The organism is Croceitalea rosinachiae, assembly GCF_031846445.1.
Taxonomy (GTDB): domain Bacteria; phylum Bacteroidota; class Bacteroidia; order Flavobacteriales; family Flavobacteriaceae; genus Croceitalea; species Croceitalea rosinachiae.
Genome location: NZ_JAVRHR010000002.1, coordinates 760161 through 780150, shown reverse-complemented (window position 1 = coordinate 780150; position 19990 = coordinate 760161). Strand labels below are relative to the sequence as shown.

Sequence of the window (19990 nt, the reverse complement as noted above, 5' to 3'; positions counted from 1 at the left end):
TAATTTTAAGTTGATGATTCGTCTAAAGTAATGCAATAAATCAACCGTTAAAAAAACTGATATGAGCCAATCAAAAAAACTAATCGTTCCGAAATCCAGAGATTTTGGTTGGGAGCTGAAACCCATCACATCAACCTATTTTAAGGTGCTGAGGAACAGATCCAATCAAATTTGTGTGGTATTAGAGCATTCACTACTTCGAGGAGTGACCACAGAAATGATTTATTGGTGGTTCAAGCATTTTACTAAACTGCAAGTGAAATTGATAGATATTCCGGGCTATGAAGGACAGAAAGTACCGGGGTATTTGTTGTGGCATCCATCAGATCATGTTAGTGCAGAACTAAAGGGCAAACTAGGCACGGAAGGCACGGCAAGGGCTGGAGCGAAGATCCATATTAAAGAGGTCATGCAATATAAAAAGTATCAATTGAAGTATCCGGTAGATCAAGAGTTGAGTATATTTTATCATGAACGGGATGGTTGGGGCATGGGAAAAAAAGTTCCATTTATCGGTCCAATGATGTCGCTGCGAATAAGCTATAAAGATGTCTATGAAGACAATAAAATCATAGGGGTGCATTATCATTATGAAGTAGTCGCCGGATCTCATAAACAGAACATTTTCGCCAAAAAAATCACGCAGAAAATCGTTGGAAATTTTGATACTGAATTTTGGGAAGCCTGGCTGACCCATAATACCATAGAAGTGGGTGTGTTCGAAAATTTTTTACCAGCCTTGTTTGAGCAACGTCATGATATAAACAATCTCACCTACTCTAAAAAAATGAACACCATAACAGAGAGTGCTGCAAGCCAAAGTGGTCATAACAAAGCATTATTTGAGGAACGCGTAAAGGGCTATAGCGAAAGTAGGGATGCTTTTCAGTATCAAGGAGTAACGAAAAAGAGCTTTTTGTGAAATAATAGCTTGTGAGTGATCAACAAAAGTAGTCAATCGTTTATTTGAACTTTGATTTTAAATAAATTTCCGATAGAATATGTGATTAAGAATAATTCTAAAGGCAATCTGAATAAGTCAAATAAAATGCAAAACATACTCCAACAATATAAAACTTAAGAAATAACTGGGCTTTTAATCATTCCACACACATTACACTCTCCTTCTCCGATAGCTATCGAGATCAGCTTGTATAACAAGTGTTCATTGCTTTTTTTATGAGAATTTTTAGAAGAAAAATTTAAAGGGAGAATTGGTCAATTCGTTTGCCGGCCGTCATCTAGTTCCTACTTCAAAAGGTTTAGAAAACCTTTTTTATCCGGTGCTCCTAAGCTCAAGTTATCCTTCGACTACGCTTGAAACCTTTAGCGCTCTATTAGTTTATTGCCAATAATAGATTGATAAACTTGGATGCGAAGGGCCCTACTAATTTTAATTTTAGTTTTCCCTATGTGAATTAAATTACCTTCTAGCTTGCTCACATGATTTATACCAATCAAATAATATCGATGAACCCTCATAAATTTTTCCGCAGGTAGTTCCTTCTCAATATTCTTTAAAGAAACCAAAGTTAGGTATCTGTCTTTATGAATTGTGTTGATATACACATAGTCGTTAGCAGTTTCTATATACGTTATATCATCTAAAAAGACTTTGACCACCATACCATCTGACTTAATAAAAATATGGCTCTGACCATTTTTTGTATTTACTTTCTCATCTAACATTACATAGATATTGTTTAAGGAATTAAAGAGAAAGTGTTGGTTTATTTGATTGTTCGTAAAACCTATCTCAGATTCCAAGTGCTTTTGCTCTAAGTCTTTTATTAATTGCTCTTTTTTATACCATTCATCTATCAAAAACAAAGTCATGGATAAACATAATGATATAATAACTTCAGTAATAATAGCTACTCTTCCTCTTAAGGAAGTAAAAAAGTTAGACGTTTGTATATTGATATTTTCAAAGTAAAACGCCAAGTAAGATGACGCCAGCAGCGTGATACCTACCATACTTAAAGCCATTAGCAAAATGTAACTTGAAATTCTTTTTTTTAATAGATATCTGGGAATTAAAACATACAAGTTGATATATATTAAAGCTGCATAAGACAAAAACGGTACTGCATTTGTCTTTAAGTTTTCTAATATGCTACTATTATAGTTTAGATCATGTACGCTCCATAATAAGAGATATAGCAGCCAAAATATGATATGCTTTGAGATTTTACTGAAGTTAAAAACCATGGAGTTGAAGTTAAGTATTTGAATATAATTATTTTAGCAAACAACCTTCTTTAACTCTAAGAACTATACTTTTATTAATATTTGAAATATCGTTTAATGGGTTTTTATCCAATACCAAAAAACTGCCCTCATAACCATCTTCGAGCTTCCCAACTTTGCGGTTTGGAAAAATGGTACCTACCGCGTTCTCTGTCCACATCTTTAACAATTCCAAATTCGAAAAGACCTGCAATTCATGTAAAAAATTAAATTCATCAACAGAATTGTCATTATAAATGTCTGAGCCAATAGCCAATTTTACCCCTACCTTTTTTAATAATTTCAAATTGTTAATTACATTAGCCACTAGGTCTTTATAATTTTCTTTATCCTTATTCTTTTTAACCAAAGAGATTGTCGTTACCACTGTAATACCTTTTTTTTTAGCCAATAGGGCATCTTCAATGGCAATGGGTTTTCCATTATGAATCTCTGGTAAATGTGCAATCTCGTCAACATCTGCATTGACCGCTACATGAAAATCATAAGCTGTGTTGGCATGCACGCTGACTCTTAAATTAGATTGGTGAGCTTTCTTCACCACTTCCGGAAAAATCTTTGGGTCCAAGCCCTTTCTTCCAAAAAAAGCGGTATCATTTTTTCGTTTATCATAGGCTTCAGAATGTAGTAACATTGTTTTTATAAAGTCAGGGGAAAAAGATAGAATCGAATCCCACTTTATATGTAAATCTTCAAGAGTATTGATAATGACATATCCATGATACTCCATTTCTTCTACAGAATTGAACAATCCTTTAAAACGTCCGTAACCAAAAAACTTTTCTCGTAGCGCAATGGGGTGTCCACCCTTAGCAGTCAATGGAGCATGGGCCATACTCACATCTAAACCGTCAGGTTTGTTATAATGATACATTAAAGGCGCGATTCTTTTTTTTATTGAGGATAGTAGTTTCACATAAAACACGCCATTATCTAGATAGCTATTAATTCGTTCCTCCAATTTATAAGCACTTTCAAGATTATGATTATGGGCTTCGGCGAACGGAGGAATTATATATTTTCCAAATAGATTTATAACAGTATCTATTTCTGCCTCTTTTTCAAAACTTATTAAACTGTTTTTTAGCCAGACCGTTTTCTTCTTAAATGTCTTTCCATTGAACCAATTACCTTCAATAAATTTTATCGTTTGATTATTGGGGTTTTTTTTCTCGGAATCTATGCCGTCAATTTTTTGTGAAGAATTACGAGATAAAGTTAAAAATGCCAATAAGGCGAGCATGTAGCATTTTTTCATTTGTATTTGCTTTTTCGCAAGCTTATTGTGAAAAAAACTAAAGCTAAAAATTAATCGCTCCGTGGTAAGTCGCAGTAGGTAGAAGGCAATAGTAATAGGTAAATGTATTTAATAGTAATGCCATTTCATAAACCTGGGTGCCGGTAGGCAGGCATTATTGTATATTATGATTTAAATTAAGGTAAAATTCTTTTGACCAAGCCGATATAAAACTCTAAAAAAAGTCTTGTGCATTTCCGTTAATGATGATACAGAATTTGATTATTTTTAGAAGGTAACTAACTACAAAAAAAATGAAAACACCTTTCCGTATTTTTTGCACCTTTATTTTCGCGCTCTTAACGAGCTATACAACTACGGCCCAAGAGTCTGATGCTACTAGCAGCCCCTTTGATGGCCTTAAACTTCGAAGTATTGGTCCGGCCTTTATGAGCGGACGAATTGCCGATATTGCGATTCACCCCTACAACGAAAACATTTGGTATGTTGCCGTAGGTTCAGGTGGTGTATGGAAAACCATGAATTCAGGTACTACATGGACACCCATCTTCGAAAAGGAAACCTCCTACTCTATCGGAACCGTGGCTATAGACCCAAACCATACGGAAACCATTTGGGTAGGCACCGGTGAAGATTCTGGAGGGCGCCATGTTGGATTTGGCGACGGTGTCTATCGTAGTGATGATGGCGGACAAACATGGACCAATATGGGCCTAAAAGAAACACAACATATCTCACGCGTTATTGTACACCCAGAAAACAGCAATACGGTATGGGTTACGGCACAAGGGCCGCTTTGGAACAAGGGTGGACAAAGGGGACTGTATAAAACTACCGATGGCGGTAAAACCTGGAAAAAAACACTAGGTGACGATGCTTGGACCGGGGTTACGGAGTTGGTCTATAATCCCACAAACCCGGATCGTATGTACGCAGCTACTTGGCAGCGCCATAGGACTGTTGCAGCTTATATAGGCAATGGCCCGGGAACGGCCTTATATCGTAGTGATGATGGTGGTGATACTTGGGAGAAACTCACCAATGGGCTGCCTAAAACCCCAATGGGTAAAACTGGTTTGGCAATTTCACCGCATAATCCAGAGGTGTTGTATGCGGCTATTGAACTTGATCGTAGAAAAGGCGCCTTATACCGCTCTAATGACGGTGGTAGTTCTTGGTCCAAACAATCCAATACCATAAGTGGTGGAACCGGCCCGCATTACTATCAAGAATTGTATGCCTCACCGCACCAAAAAGATTGCCTGTACCTTATGGACAATACCATGCAGATTTCTGAAGATGGTGGAAAAACCTTCTACAGAATGAATAGAAACAATAAGCACGGTGACAATCATGCGATAGCCTTTAAAAAACACGATCCCAATTATCTACTCGTGGGAACAGATGGTGGCTTGTACGAGTCTTTTGACCTGACAAAATCCTGGAAATATATCGAGAATTTACCGGTGACCCAGTTTTATAAATTAGCTGTGGATGATGCCGAACCTTTTTATAACATCTATGGAGGTACACAAGATAATAGTACCGAAGGTGGTCCTTCTCGTACCAATAATATCCATGGCATTCAAAATAGTGATTGGCGTGTTGTTCTTAATTGGGATGGCCACCAACCTGCTACGGAACCAGGAAACCCAAATATTGTATATGCAGAGCGGCAAGAAGGCACACTGTCCCGTTTGGATATGAAAACCGGGGAAGCTGTTGATATACAACCGCAACCAGCGGTAGGTGATGCGATACCACGTTTTAATTGGGATGCGCCCATACTGGTAAGTCCACACAAACCCTCCACGATCTTCTTTGCATCGCAACGGGTTTGGAAATCTGAAAATCGAGGGGATTCATGGACACCAATATCAGACGACCTCACTAAAAATGAAGAACGCATTACCTTGCCCATTATGGGCAGACAACAGTCTTGGGACAATGCCTGGGATGTATTGGCCATGTCCAACTACAATACCGTCACATCACTTTCCGAATCTCCAAAACAAGAAGGGCTGATCTATGCTGGAACCGATGATGGATTGATCAATGTTACGGAAAATGGTGGCACCAATTGGAGACAGATCAAGGTAAATCAACTTCCGGGTGTGCCGTCCACTGCTTTTGTGAACGATATTAAAGCGGACCTACATGATGCCAATACCGTTTATGTGGCTTTGGATAATCATAAGTACGGTGATTTTAGACCTTACTTGTACAAGAGCACCGATAAAGGGCAATCTTGGGTGTCTTTGACCAAATCGATTCCGGAAAATCATTTGGTATGGCGATTGGTACAAGACCACGTCTCCCCCAACCTATTGTTCATTGGTACTGAATTTGGTCTGTTCTTTTCGGTTAATGGAGGAAAGCAATGGACCGCTCTAAAAGGGAACGTACCCACAATTTCTTTTAGGGATTTGGCCGTACAAAAACGTGAAAACGATTTGGTGGCGGCATCCTTTGGACGAGGGTTTTATATTCTTGATGACTATGCTGTATTGAGGGAAATAGCTGCGGATGCTTTGAATGCGCCGGCAAAGTTATTTTCTATACGTGATCCTTGGTGGTATGTTCAGCGGGCCCATCTAAGCTTTGAAGCGAATAAAGGGAGCCAAGGGGATTCTCATTTTGTTGCTCCCAATCCGGACTTTGGAGCTGTATTCACCTATTATCTTAAGGAAGCACCTGTATTACAAAAAGAATTGCGTAAGAAAAAGGAAAAGCGCCTTACCAATCAGAATATTCCTTTTTCTGGATGGGACGCCTTAGAAGAAGAAAAATTAGAACAGAAACCCCATTTAGTTTTTGTGGTTAAGAACAATGCTGGTGAAGTGGTACGCAATATCTCTAAAGAAGCTACCTCAGGAATTCATAGGACTGCTTGGGATTTGAGATATCCTAGTCCAAGCGCAATAGCATTGGGCGAAACCAAAAAACCAAATGACGATGAAGGCCCTAAAGGTTTGTTAGCACCACCAGGGAGGTATAGCGTAACGATGTATCTCTCTCACAAAGGTAGTGTTGAACAGCTTGATTCTCCTGTAGATTTTGAAGTAAAGCCGCTGTATAAAAACACACTGGAAGGGTCATCAATGGAACTGGCATCAGCTTTTTGGCGCAGTTTTGAGCGCGCATCGCGCACATCGTATAAAATTGATAAAGCTATAGCCAAAGCCGAGAAAAAGACCAAGGCATTGCAAAAAGCATTGATGGCTAGCACCGCCAATACAGCAAATGGCCTAAAGCAAATAAAAGCCATACGGGATCAAATCAATACACTAAAATCGGATTACTATGGTAATCAGGCCAAATCGGAAATCGGCGAAAAAAATCCTAGATCGGTTAGCGATAGATTATTTACCATCTATTTAAGTTTGGAGCGATCTACGTATGGACCAACGGAAACCAACAAAACGCAAATGCAGATTATTACTAATATGCTCACTAAAGCTGAAAACGATTTAAACGCCATTGTAAGTGCCATGGATAAGTTTGAAGCCCTGTTAAAAGCTTCAGGTGCTCCGTATATTGATGATTAAATCAAAAAGTTATAAATCGATATTAAAAAAGGGTTGCATAAATGCAACCCTTATAGCTAAAAAAATAGGAGATTACGATGCCCCTTTGCTTTAAAAATAAGGTAAAGGAGTTCCGCTTTTCCAACCAGGTTCCGCTTTCTTGATTTTTGGCATTAAAAACTTCATAGGAAACGTCACTTGGCTGTCAAAAGACAGTGCCGAAGCGACTCTTTTAGATAAGGGCGGCAAATGCATAAATATTTTTTTGGTCTTGCCGAAAACTCCTCCACCGCCTCCTCCTATGAAAACATCTTGTACCAAACATAGGCTACAACCAGAGGAATACTAAGGACAGCAGGCAAATAACGATAAGTGTTGGATTGATTTCCCTATACTTGCCCGTACTTATCTTAAGCAAGGCATAACTTAAAAATCCAAAAACAATTCCCGTAGTAATGCTGTAGGCCAAGGGCATAAGTAACATTGTTAAGAAAACAGGAATGGCTTCCTCGGTCTTATCCCAGTTGATTTTGGTCAAGGGCTTCATCATAAAGGCACCAACCAATACCAAGGCTATGGAGCTTGCAATGCTGGGAACAAGGGCCAAAACAGGAGAGAAAAACAGTAAAGGCAAAAACAAAATACCAACGGTAATGGCTGTTGCACCTGTTTTTCCGCCCTCTCGAATACCAACGGCAGATTCGATATAGGTCGTACCCGAACTCGTACCCGCAAGTCCTGAAAAAAGGGTAGCAACGGCATCCACGAAAAGAGACTTTTTTAGGTTGGTAGGATTACCGTCAGAGTCCGTTCTTCCCGCTGCTTCTGAAAGCCCCATAAAGGTAGAAAGGCTGTCAAAGAGGTCGGTAAAGGCAAAAACAAAAATTACTGGGAGATATGCATAGCGCAGCGCTCCCAAAATATCTGCTTTAAACAGCAAGCTAAAATCGGGCATGGCCAAGATACCCTGAAAATTGACCAAGGTGGGTGTCTCAAAACCCAAAATAGAAGCATCTCCCCACCATCTGCCTATGGGCCATGCCAATACCGTAGTTAATATAATACCTAATATCATCGCCCCTGGTACCTTTTTAACAATGAATATCGTGGTAAGGCCCAAACCCAGTAAAAAGGTCAACCGTACAGGGTCGTGCAAAGAACCTATACCTACCAAAGTCGCCGTATCATCCACAACGAACAGGGCATTCTGAAAACCGATAAATGCAATAAATAATCCAATACCAGAGGCAATGGCATAGCGCAATACCTGTGGAACGGAGGTAACTATCTTATCACGTAGCTTAAAAACACTTAATACCAAGAAAAGTACACCTGCCCAAAAAACCACGCCCAAAGCAATTTCATAAGGTATGTCCATCCCCAATACGACCGAAAAAGTAAAAAAGGCATTGAGCCCCATTCCCGGTGCTATCACAAAGGGATTCTTGGCATACAAGCCCATCATAATACTTCCAAGCACATACCAGTACTGTGGAAGTTACGGCAGCTTCAAAGGGCATGCCGGTTTTGGATAAGATGGCCGGATTAACAATGACAATATAAAAAGTGGCCAAGAACGAGCTTATTCCAGCTAGGACTTCCGTTCGGTTGAATGTTGAGTAAGCTCTCAAGCCATTGAATTTAGGGAAAATAGTTGTATTCTGTAAGCGGCAACGCCCATTTTTATAGAATCTATAAAATTTTAATCCTCAAACACTTTTTTTATGATTTTACTTCAAATACTTTCTCAAGGCAATAAAGTCCATGTAATAAGCCCAAAGGATTTATAATTGGAATTATCTAAAACGAGATGGATCTATTTGTTGCTGACAATTGCCTAACACAAAGGGTTTGAAAAAAAGAGACTAAGCTATCTTTTTATTTAAACAACAGCGATTTCAATCTTTCCGTTCTGTTTTCCTTTCCTCTATTTTTGCTTCAAAGGGCTTCCAAGTAGCCTTCAAATAATCTTCAAAAAGGTCACCAAAAGCATTGACTAGAGTTCGAGCTTCATCTATTAATTCCAATTCTTGTGCTGATGGCATCTGATGGCTTGATTGGAACTTGCGCCTTGCCTCCTTCAGCTTACTTATGGCGGTTACCTCAAAGCTTTGCCATGCCCCCACTTGGCGGGGTTCTGGAGTTCCAAGGACTTGGTAGCGCAGCAAATCGATTTCTTTGGAAAGTGCTTTGATTTCTTCCATCCATACAGTTTCATCGGTTTCCGAGAGGGATTCCATCAAGGTTTGCAATACCCCCTGCTGATTCTTTAGGATCTTGAGCTGCTGTTGCAAACACGCGTTAAGCTGTTCGATTTCCTTTTGCGCTTCATATAACGCAATGTCGATTTTTGGATCAAAATCAAAACGTGGGTCAGGGATCACTTTGATCACAGTTTTTGCCATTGCTTCCCCATATTTTAATTCAGCGCTATAGGTGCCCGGGAGTACGGCAATTCCTTCTTCACCAGCAATTTTCTCTTCTAAGCCCCAACGGATATAGTTTAACCCGTCTATAGCCATGGTATCCGCTTTAAAAGAATTGATCTCGTCTCCCTCTGCATTTAAGATCCGAATGTTTAAGCGTTGATTAGGCTTTGATGATTGTACAAAGTAAGGAATGTCAACTTGCTTGAAAGCGCGGTTGTCCCCTTCAAAAGTAGTATGGAAGCCGGTCCAAATATTACCCGGCGCATTAATGAACAAACCTTTGACCTGTACTACAGGATTAACCTTAGGAACAACTAAAGTTTGGTCAATACCCGATTTGGCATAGGTGCGCATGGCTTGCAGGTCATCTATGATCCAAATTGCCCTTCCAAAAGTGCCAATGATAAGTGCAGATTCCCGCTCTTGTATCTTCAAATCCATAGTAGAAACTGATGGGAATCCATTTTTGATCTGTTCCCAAACTTGCCCTTCGTTGAAGCTTACCCACAGTCCATTTTCTGTACCTAAAAAAACCAAGTTCTTTTCAACAGGGTCTTGAATAAAGCTTAGAGTGTATCCAAAAACAGGCGCGTCTTTGTTTACAATACTTTTCCAAGATTTGCCATAGTCATCCGTTTTGAAGAGGTAAGGCGTGTAGTCTCCCTTGCGGTAATTGTTCACTACCGCCCATGCAGAGCCCACGGAATGTCTTGAGGCATGAATACGGGCCACCCAAGCTCCTTTGGGCATATTGATATTGTTTTTCCCTACTTCATTCCAGGTCTTTCCCCCATCTTGGGTAAGCTGTATGTGGCCATCATCTGTACCCGCCCAGATGACATCTTTAGATAAAGGGCTTGGAGCAATACTTAAAATGGTATTATAGAACTCTGCCCCTGAGGCATCCAAGGTAAGTCCGCCATAGTCGCGTTTCTGCTGCACAGCTATGTTTGTTGTAAGATCTGGAGAGGTTACTTCCCAAGTTTTGCCCTTATCCTTACTTCGATGGACAAATTGGCTCCCATAATAAACTGCCCCTGGGTCGTGTGGGTCTTGGGCAAAGGCCGCGTTCCAATGAAATCTAAGACGTGGAAAACCTTTCGGAGTTGGTGGTTTTATACTACTGTAATACCCCCCGATCTTATCATAGCGATACAGACTTCCATTTTGGGAGGTGCCATAACCAAAGCGTTTATCTTGTAAATCAGGTGAAATGTAGAATCCATCGCCACCAACCAAATACTGCCAATAGAGCGTGCGTATCCCTCCTCTTCTCCACACGTATCCAGGACCGTACCAGTTGCCATTGTCCTGCATGCCCCCATAGACGTTATAAGGAATTCCTTCGTCAACATTGATCTGATAGAACTGTGCCACAGGAATGGTTTCTGGAAAATACCAACTCTCCCCCTTATCCCGGGTGATGCCTATGCCCCCATCACCACCAATAATATAGAAATCCGCATCATCGGGAGACATCCAGAAAGCATGGAAATCGGCATGGATTCCCTTGGTTTCATCTGCCGGAATCTGCGGCGTAGGATCAAAACTTATTCCGCCATCATAACTTACAGAGAGGGGTTGATAAATATTATATAGGAGGTTAGGGTCATCGGAACTAACCGCCAACTCTTGAAAATAAAAGGGGCGATTATTGGTGAATTTTGGGTTGTTATTGATCATTTTCCAGGAGTCACCGCCATCATCACTTCGGTACAGGGCATTTTTAGAGGCTTCCACCTTTGCGTAAATACGATTGGAATCGCTTGGTGCAATCGCTAATCCGATTCGCCCAAGCTCATTTTGGGGAAGCCCATTCTCGGAAGTCAAACGCTTCCAATTGTCCCCACCATCTAAGGTCATATATAGCCCAGAACCCACACCGCCGGAGACAAAGCTAAAAGGCGTTCTTTGATGGTCGTATAGTGCTACAAGCAGCTTATTTGGGTTTTCAGGGTCCATCACCATATCAGCAACACCCGAAGTGGTATTGGTGTACAAGATTTTTTCCCAACTTTTGCCACCGTCCTTGGTCCTGTAAAGCCCTCGCTCTTCTGTTGGTGTAAAGGTGTCCCCCATGGCACCCACAAAAACCGTATTACTGTCTTTTGGATGTGCAATAATTCGATGGATTGTTTTTGTGGCCTCGAGGCCCATATGTTTCCAAGTCTTTCCAGCATCTATGCTTTTGAATATGCCCATACCTAGGTTCATGGAATTCCTTGGATTTCCTTCCCCTGTGCCCACCCAAAGTACATTGGGTTGGTCTTGTTGAATGGCGATGGCGCCGATATTTTGGGTTGGATTATCATCAAAGATTGGTTCCCATCGCGTTCCACCATTTTCAGATTTCCATACTCCGCCACTGGCAGCACCTACGTACATGGTGTTTTGATCCGAATGGACCACATCAATCGCAGTAATCCGCCCACTCATATTGGCCGGGCCAACACTTCTAATTTTGAGGTTTTTAAAATTGTCTAAATGGTTGGTTTGACCATTCACTTGGCCAAATACCAATACGAATAGTACACTTATGATAAAGGTGGTATATTTCATTATTTAAGGGTTGCTTCTGCTTCTATCTCTACTTTATAACCTTCCCCTACCAATTTGGCCCCTACCAACGTATTGGCGGGTTGAATATCCTTGAACCGTTCCCCGTGTGCCCTTGCTACAGGTTCCCAGTCATTGACATCGTTCACAAATATCCTTGTTCGACTTACGTCTTCTAAGGTACCTCCCAAAGATAGGATCGCCCCTTCTATTTTGTCTATGATAAAGTGGGTCTGTGCCTTCAGGTCCTTACCTCCGATAAGGAGATTGCCATGAGTTGCCGTAGTTCCTGATACTTTAATCGTATTTCCTAATTTTATTGCTCTTGAGTAGCCGGCCATATCTTCCCAATAAGTTCCACTTACAACCAACTGATTTCCATTCTTTGCAGTTTTTATCTCATAGGGTGCCGGAAATCCTTTTAGGTGGTGGCTTAAATCTCCCGATGCCGTCAAGAAAGGAGGTTTTCTGTATTCATCTCCACAGTCGCCATGAATGTGATTCAAACCTGCCAATTGTTCTTGGATTACCTTAAAATCCTCTTCATCAAAATGACTATTGAACAACTTTACGGTATCACCTATATGTTCACTTTGTCCCAATCGTGCGCCAACGATTACCCCAGCCACATGGGATTGACTTAAAATGAATTTGGTGGCTATATTGGCAATAGAAATTTTATGCTTGTTAGCAATGGGTTTTAGGGTCTGTAAGAGGTTTTGAAAGTCAGACCAGCTTCCAGCCTCATCAATAAACCGCTTATACTTCATCTGGGACCAAGTAAAGCTTTCATTAACCTTAGGTTCTGGCTTATTTAGCCATTTGTCACTTAAAAAACCTCCTGCCAGGGTTCCGAAAGCCAGCAATTTAACCCCGTACTGCTCGCATACATTTTTCATTTCCCCACTGGCCCGCTGATCGAGCAATGAGTAGCAGACTTGATTGGATACCAATTGTATGCCACTTGCCAGTGCTATTCTTAAATGGGCAGCGTCAAAATTTGTGACGCCTAAATGCTTTATCAAACCCTGTTTTTTTAATTCCTGAAGTTCAAAGAGCGTATCGAGCCAAGCAGGATCCGGATATGACCAAGCATGATACTGTAAAAGATCGAGCTGTGATGATTGTAGTCGTGAAAGTGCCCTTTCAATAGCCTTGCGAACAGTTTCTTTGCTCACCTTGCCCGGTTCGGGAACCCATTTGGTCAATAATTGTACTTTATCGCCTCCTTGAACCTGATTCTTAAATGCACCGGCGATTACCTCGGCGGAGCCATAATGATCGGCCATATCAAACGTACACAAACCTGCTTTTGCATAGGGTTTCATGTATTTGGCGGTCTCGATTGGATCAAGTGTGTTGCCATCTCTTTCTAGGTCGGCAATTTGCCATAAACCCGTCAATACCCTTGAGATTTTTAGCCCGGGAGCCAATTGGATATACATTTCTTCTTTCATTCTTTAGGTAATTTAGTAAAAAGGGCCTTGAGATCTTTCCCACTACGTTTTAGGGCCCTTGTTTTAAAATAATAGATGGCTGAACCAATGCCCATAACAATGAGCCAAACAGGTGTAGACCGGAAATACCAGGCTTCAACATCCGCATTTAGGTCTTTTGCCGTGTGCACCGTTAAAAATAACATTAAGAGCAATACCCCTCCAAATCCAATAATCTGTTGCATGCCTAAACTACGTACCATTTTAATCTCTTGAGCCAGAGTTGGATTCACTTTGGTAATGGTGACCAATGTCAAACACATAAGCAGGAAATTCACCATCATGGAGGTTACCATAATGTCAATTCCAAGAAAAAAATCACCTGCAAAATGACTGCCCAAGACACCTATGGAAGCAATGGCACCGCTTAAATATAAGGCCCTGTGCGGTGTTTTGTATTTTTGATGGGTGCTAGCGATCTTGCTTGGAAAAATACCATCATCCGCCCACGCAAAGACTAAACGGGAAACAGATAATAGCATTGCCGGTAAATCATTGATCAAAGCGATTGCTGCACCGAACAAGATTGCTACAGATAGACCAATCGGCAGTAGTGGGCTAATCAGTCCGGGTGCTGTAATATCCTTAAATTGTGCTTGCTTCGCTACATAGCCCCACGGAATCGCATGGTACACAGCTATAGTATATAAGAAATAGAAGCTTCCTACTATGAAGATGGCCAGTAAAATAGCTTTAGGAAGTGTTTTTGTCGGGCGTTTTGCTTCCCCTCCAGCTTGGGCTATCGCGTCAAAACCAATAAAGCTTGAAAATAGTATAGCAGCGGCAGAAAGAAAGACAAGTGGATCAAAATCACCTTTAGCACCGTTTATGAATGACACACTTTCGGGTACCACCACCCCATAAGCCTCTTGATCGAACAGAAAGCCCGTGACCACGACTACAACTCCCAGAGCAAACATAATAAACATCAAGGGCACTACGGTACGCTCATAGAATTTGCCACCCTTAATATTTATATAGACAAAAAGCCAGATGAGCCCTAATGCGATGCCTATTCTAACCACGGCAACCTCCATAAGATTTGCCGCTTGGGTCCATGCTAGACCTATAAATACATCCCGGATAAATGGAACAATAATGTACGCAATTACACCAATCACAATGGATAAACCAAACCACTGGGAGAAACTTGCAATGAATCCAAGGTAAGGGTTAAGTCCTCTACTGGCATAAATATAGCTACCCCCTGCTCGTGGCATGGCCGAAGCCAAAGAACCATAGGCAAAAGCCGCTAATAAAGCGGGTAGCATAGCAAAGAGGAAAGCAGGTAACACATACGGACCTATACCAGGTACACTTCGATGCATCATAAAAGGAACTACATTTATTGACGCTCCCAGCATCGAACAGATGCCCGTAGCGGTCAAAGACAATAGTCCAATCTTTCTTGAAAGGCGAGTAGACGTTTCGGACAAGATTAATGGTTTGGTATTAGAAACCTAAAGATAAGCCTAATTACTAAATGAATATTGTATTACAGATGGGTTAAAAGTATTTTCCTGATGTATGGATATGAACTCATAAACAACTATGTGTTGTACTGGGGTAGTATGGTAGGTTCATAATTAAAAATAACCTCGTTTAATTATTAAAAAACAACTTCTTTTTTCTTAATTGGTACCATAACCTGAAAAGACTCTTATGCTAAAGGAGACGACATAGTTTTTTATGATTTTTTATAAAGCGATTTTGCCATTGCCCAAAATTGAAAATTGTCATTACCTATATTGAATTGATGTGTTCCAATTTTATTAAAATCATTTCTTTTGTAAAAATCAATTGCTCTCTCATTACCCTCATACACGGACAGCCAGATTTTTTCACTTCCCTTTTCAGCTGCTTTTTGCAATAAAAGATTTTGTAATCTTTTCCCAATCTTCATAGAAAGAAAGCCTCGAAGCACATAGATTTTTTGCAGCTGACTGACATTTGCACTATCAATAAATGAAGATTTAGATTTCAATTTTAATTTAGCATAGCCCACAGGTAACCTATCAACAAAAGCAATCCAATACACATTGTTTTCTTTCTCTAAACTTTTCTCAATCTTATTAACTTCGAAAGTGGCATTCAAGTAATTCTTTAATCCTACTTTATCTGTAAATAAATGTTCAAATGCTTCTGTAAATGTTATTCGACCGAGCATTGCTATAAAGGTGGCATCTTCCTTTTTAGCCAATCGTATCTGTTCCATATGTTCTGATTTTAAGTTGGTATAAGCGGTAAGCATGCAAAACAACCGCAATAGCGCACCCAATTATGATAGGTTTTGCCTGTATAAGAATTCCATAAATTATATAAATACAGTTCGCAATTAACGAAATTACCCGTAATCGCCATTCACCTTTGGCGGCCATGGAATAGAGATTGAGTGTTAGTGCAAAATATCCAAAAATGTCCGAAATGGCTTCCATATTTATAATAACTATACTTTTTACAGTATAAAAGTATTTTTAATATCTTTACCGTGCAATAACTGTCATTGATGACAGGTCAAATTGTGGTTATGATTATAGATGGAAAACAGAAAGCGTACCAAGTAAACGAGAAAACCTTTCATTGTGGTACCAATGCCACTTTATACTTTATAGGTGGAAAATGGAAAAGCGTCATTATCTGGTACCTAAGAAATGGAGAAATGCGATTTTCTCAATTAAAAAAATTGATGCCCGACATTACAGAAAAAATGTTAAGTCTACAGCTTAAAGCGTTACAAGCGGATGCCATTTTGGATCGAAAGGTTTTTGGAATTAAACCGCCAAATCGTGTGGAATACTCTTTGACTGATTTTGGGAAGAGTTTTGTGCCCGTTATTAAGAAAATAACTGAATGGGGAATTGAATATTCAGAATCCAAGGGTAGACTTATAGATGTAGACTGAATTTTTATTCATTGACCATTATACAAACATGACCCTTCCACATTATGATGTAAATTGATTGTTCATGTATCCGCTTGTGCTTTTTTGTCCTTCTTTATAGTATTGCAGGCATTTAAGAATAGTGCTTCTTTAAAAGTACGTTTTTCTAATTATTTAGATTTTGATACTATTGGTTGTTTATCAGTAAATGCTGGTATGACAGTTTCAAAAATTGGAGTCATGATTTTATCATCCTCTCGATCATAACCGTTGATAACAATGGTTAAGTCGAGTTCCTCTACGACCATAACACGTTGTCCACCACCTCCCCAAGCAAGAGTTGCGTCATAACTTTTATTACCGACCTTTACTGGTGTATAGTACCAAAAATACCCATAAAGATAGTTTTTAGGCATCCAATCTATTGCAGGTCTTACGATGCCACTTGTCGCTTTTTCTAGATATGCTGCAGAAATGAATTGTTTCCCATTCAATTTACCCTTATTTTGTACTAAATGCCCCAACTTGATCATGTCACGAGACATGATACTTGCACGCCATCCGGCTTGTGGTAGGCCACTTGCATGTTTTGCCCATTTATAATTGGTAATACCAAGCTTATCAAGTAACTCATTTTTAATAAAGTCCTCCGCTGTTCCTGGCACAACAGCGTCAATAACCGTCATCACTAGCATGGGATTGAAATTACCATACAAATAAACCTGAGACTCATCAGTTATGGGTTTGCTGTATTCAAGTAAGGTTTGAACCAGCCCCTGCCCTTTCAATTTTATAGAATCATTCTCAACTTCTTTCCATTTCTCATTATCAATAGTTAATCCTCCATGCATTGTCAATGCTTTATGAAGTGTAATTTTCTCTGCTCCTTTTGTAAATTTTTCAGAGTTCATATTTTTTAGAAAATGAATCAGAGGTTTGTTTAGATCTTCCATAGTTAGATAACCTAACTGAATTGCCCTCCCTAAGGCCAAACTGGTATAGCCTTTTACTGCAGATGCCTGTCCATGTGGCAAATCAATACGACCTTTTTTGTAATAGGATTCATATACCAATTTGTTCTTATGTGAAATAAGTAATGCATCGTAATTACCGTATTTGTCATCAAAAATATCTTGAGACAATTTGAGGATGGCATTTTGATCTTTGCTATCTACCGCTAAAGTATCAACTGCTATTCCATCTTTTCGGTCTTCTGGAGTTGTGGTGACAAATGCATTATTGAGATGTGGAACATCCCAGAACGAGACGTCATAGTTAGCACTTGAAACAGGACTCATCAAGGATGACAACCAGGCAACACTACGAACTGTTGTCATAGGGAATGCAGTTGAATGATTACCATCAATCACCTCTTTTAGCACAGCTAAACCGCCATCTCTTCTATCCTTCAATAATTTAACAAAAGCCTCGATAGATTCTGCTGCCTCCTTCTCTAAGGAGCCATGCGAAATAAAAACATTGGCCTTCAGACTCGAGTTGCTATTTGACGCTTCATAAGGTCCGAATTTCAAATTAAGTTCAGATAAATTATCAAGTTCACCTTTAACCGTTGGACTACCAATAATGTAATTGTTAAAGGTATCAGGTTGAGACAGTAATATATATGCCCCAAATTCACCACTCAGCGAATATCCAAAATAAGTACGACTGTTTGTATCTGTTCGATACGTATTGTCAACATAGTTAATCACGTCATTTCGAATGAAGTCCAAATGGTTATTGGCTTGTCCTGGTTGATATTTTTTTTGAATTTCTGGATTGCTGTGTTTGCTAATCGAATAATCACGAAACCGACTAACATGGGCTCCGACTTCGTTTTTCAGGTCTTCATCGATGTCCTTCTGCCAAGAGATCCCAACTAGAATAATATCTTCAAGAATGAATTCTTGACAGGCAGATAGCATTTCAAGATGCCACATAGCATCTGTATAATAAATAACAGGATATGTTTTATTTGTGTTCTCAGAATAACCTTCAGGCAACTCTATATACAATTCATAGTTTCTTTCTGTATTGGTATCTTTTATCGGTATAACCTGAATTTGTGGTAGTACCAAGGAAGTTCCTTTCACTATTTGCGAATTTCCCTTTACACTAGTTTCTTGTGCAAAGGAAGTATTTGAAAGCATAATGACTGACAGTACTAATAATATAGTTGTTCTTATTTTCATATTCTTTAATTAGTGATTGATATTCGTATATATTTAACGTTTACAGTGTAGATTATTTTAATCAAGATCAAACAGTCCAGATTTTGAAAGTTGTCGAGAAATGACATGAAGTTGATTGCTTTCACGATCAGTATTGGCAGTTCCAAAAAATGCAATAACCAAATCTTTTGAAGGAGATATATAAAGGCCTTGCCCCCCATGTGCGCCTTTATAAAAATCACCATCTTCGTAGACTGCGCCCCATTGATAACTTTTATATATCATCTCTTCTGAATACCGTGACTTCTTTTTTAGGTTTTTGTTTACGTCTCGGATTTTATATAAGTGCGAATCAGAAATTAATGGATGGGCACTCTTTCTTCCACTTGGCGTAAACGCTAGACCAAATCGAGCGAGATCGCGAAGTGTTGTAGATATGCCATCGAGGTATGAAAGAGCGAGTCCATTGGTATTGGTTCCTAAAAGGGCACTAGATTCTGCCCCAATTTTCCTCCATATTTCCCGTTCTACAAAATCGCTAAAGGTAAGTCCACTAATCTTCTCTACTAATAGTGTCAATAGCATAGCATCGGCATTACTAAATTGGTACTCCGTCCCCGATGGTTTAGATGATTTCGAAGTGGCTAAATCTTCAATGGGATCAAAACTCACCTCATAGGTCTCTAATGGCTGATAATCAATTCCAGAACTCATGGAAAGAATATCGATTATGGGAACACCTTCCCAACCTGATCCTTCAAGAGCATCAAAGTAGTAATCAATAGGTTTGCTGGTATCGATTAAACCTCTATCCTCCAAAATAGCTATTGAAGTACTCACATAGACTTGTGTAATTAGAAAATTAACGTGCAAATCGGTTGGGAACATTCTCGGATATCCTTCGAAGACAATTTTGCCTTTATGAATTATAATTAAGCCATTAACCTCTACCTGTTGTACATAGTCGTTTAATGATAGGCCGCCTCCTTTTTTTAAATCTTTTGACGTCATAAAATTTTTCACATCAGTTCTAGGCATTTCTTCAAGAATTTTTGGCGTATTTGACCTAAGTATGCGTGAATGTTTCTTTATTTCAGAGAAGTTTAGATAATAATAGCGTTCCAAATCACCATACTCGGTCCAATTGCCTCCTTCAAAAATGCGTTTATGGAATCCATATATTTCTTCTTTTGTAAATCCGGAATAATCATACGTTTCATATTTTGGAATTGAAGTGCTTGAGATATCAGTATTCTTTTTTGATTCGTTTTTACAGGATTGAAAAAGAATTATAATGAAGAGGACTGAGATTCTATTTTTCATTTATTTTCTCACTTAAACGTTTTGATAAAAATATGTCTTGATTCTTCTTTAATTTCTAAAAATGTATAAATACAACAATTAAATGATAAAGTCATTTCG

General features: G+C 39.4%; 14 protein-coding genes. 3 read left to right on the top strand and 11 right to left on the bottom strand.

Annotated features, from left to right (window positions below; genetic code table 11):
• Positions 1-61 precede the first annotated feature (61 nt).
• Positions 62-922: a hypothetical protein gene (locus tag RM706_RS11250; RefSeq protein ID WP_311351497.1), complete on the top strand. Its 861-nt coding sequence runs from the start codon at positions 62-64 to the stop codon at positions 920-922.
• A 404-nt stretch (positions 923-1326) separates the two neighbouring features.
• Here the strand turns inward: RM706_RS11250 and RM706_RS11245 are convergent, their stop codons facing one another.
• Both RM706_RS11245 and RM706_RS11240 read right to left on the bottom strand, forming a co-directional pair.
• Positions 1327-1989, bottom strand: coding sequence for a LytTR family transcriptional regulator DNA-binding domain-containing protein (locus RM706_RS11245; protein WP_311351495.1), 663 nt, complete (start codon positions 1987-1989; stop codon positions 1327-1329).
• A 250-nt stretch (positions 1990-2239) separates the two neighbouring features.
• Positions 2240-3508 carry an amidohydrolase family protein gene (locus tag RM706_RS11240; RefSeq protein ID WP_311351493.1) on the bottom strand — a complete coding sequence of 423 codons (1269 nt, stop codon included), beginning with the start codon at positions 3506-3508 and terminating at the stop codon, positions 2240-2242.
• A gap of 293 nt (positions 3509-3801) precedes the next feature.
• On the opposite strand from RM706_RS11240, the gene RM706_RS11235 reads away from it, so the two are divergent.
• Complete coding sequence (locus tag RM706_RS11235) at positions 3802-7056, top strand: WD40/YVTN/BNR-like repeat-containing protein (RefSeq protein ID WP_311351491.1); 3255 nt, start codon at positions 3802-3804, stop codon at positions 7054-7056.
• A 90-nt stretch (positions 7057-7146) separates the two neighbouring features.
• On the opposite strand, the gene RM706_RS11230 is transcribed toward RM706_RS11235, so the two are convergent.
• The 7 genes from RM706_RS11230 to RM706_RS11200 all read right to left on the bottom strand — a co-directional run bounded on the left by RM706_RS11230 (position 7147) and on the right by RM706_RS11200 (position 15951).
• Entirely contained in the window at positions 7147-7290 is a 144-nt protein-coding gene (locus RM706_RS11230; protein WP_311351489.1) for a hypothetical protein, read from the bottom strand.
• 73 nt (positions 7291-7363) lie between these two features.
• Positions 7364-8515 (bottom strand): NCS2 family permease, encoded by a 1152-nt coding sequence (locus tag RM706_RS11225; protein WP_311351487.1) that lies wholly within the window; start codon positions 8513-8515, stop codon positions 7364-7366.
• A gap of 418 nt (positions 8516-8933) precedes the next feature.
• Positions 8934-12023: a VPS10 domain-containing protein gene (locus tag RM706_RS11220; RefSeq protein ID WP_311351485.1), complete on the bottom strand. Its 3090-nt coding sequence runs from the start codon at positions 12021-12023 to the stop codon at positions 8934-8936.
• Positions 12023-13477, bottom strand: coding sequence for an aldo/keto reductase (locus tag RM706_RS11215; RefSeq protein WP_311351483.1), 1455 nt, complete (start codon positions 13475-13477; stop codon positions 12023-12025). The genes RM706_RS11220 and RM706_RS11215 overlap by 1 nt, the downstream gene beginning before the upstream one ends.
• Positions 13474-14952: an APC family permease gene (locus RM706_RS11210; protein WP_311351479.1), complete on the bottom strand. Its 1479-nt coding sequence runs from the start codon at positions 14950-14952 to the stop codon at positions 13474-13476. Before RM706_RS11210 ends, RM706_RS11215 begins: the two co-directional genes overlap by 4 nt.
• Before the next feature lie 251 nt (positions 14953-15203).
• Positions 15204-15731, bottom strand: a complete 528-nt coding sequence (locus RM706_RS11205; RefSeq protein WP_311351477.1) for a GNAT family N-acetyltransferase — start codon at positions 15729-15731, stop codon at positions 15204-15206.
• Positions 15709-15951, bottom strand: coding sequence for a hypothetical protein (locus RM706_RS11200; protein WP_311351475.1), 243 nt, complete (start codon positions 15949-15951; stop codon positions 15709-15711). The genes RM706_RS11205 and RM706_RS11200 overlap by 23 nt, the downstream gene beginning before the upstream one ends.
• A 71-nt stretch (positions 15952-16022) precedes the next feature.
• Here RM706_RS11200 and RM706_RS11195 point away from each other — a divergent pair, with 71 nt between their 5' ends.
• Entirely contained in the window at positions 16023-16418 is a 396-nt protein-coding gene (locus tag RM706_RS11195) for a winged helix-turn-helix transcriptional regulator (protein ID WP_311351473.1), read from the top strand.
• A 149-nt stretch (positions 16419-16567) separates the two neighbouring features.
• Here the strand turns inward: RM706_RS11195 and RM706_RS11190 are convergent, their stop codons facing one another.
• Positions 16568-18589, bottom strand: coding sequence for a serine hydrolase (locus RM706_RS11190; RefSeq protein WP_311351471.1), 2022 nt, complete (start codon positions 18587-18589; stop codon positions 16568-16570).
• A 57-nt stretch (positions 18590-18646) separates the two neighbouring features.
• Complete coding sequence (locus tag RM706_RS11185; protein WP_311351469.1) at positions 18647-19891, bottom strand: serine hydrolase domain-containing protein; 1245 nt, start codon at positions 19889-19891, stop codon at positions 18647-18649.
• Positions 19892-19990 lie beyond the last annotated feature (99 nt).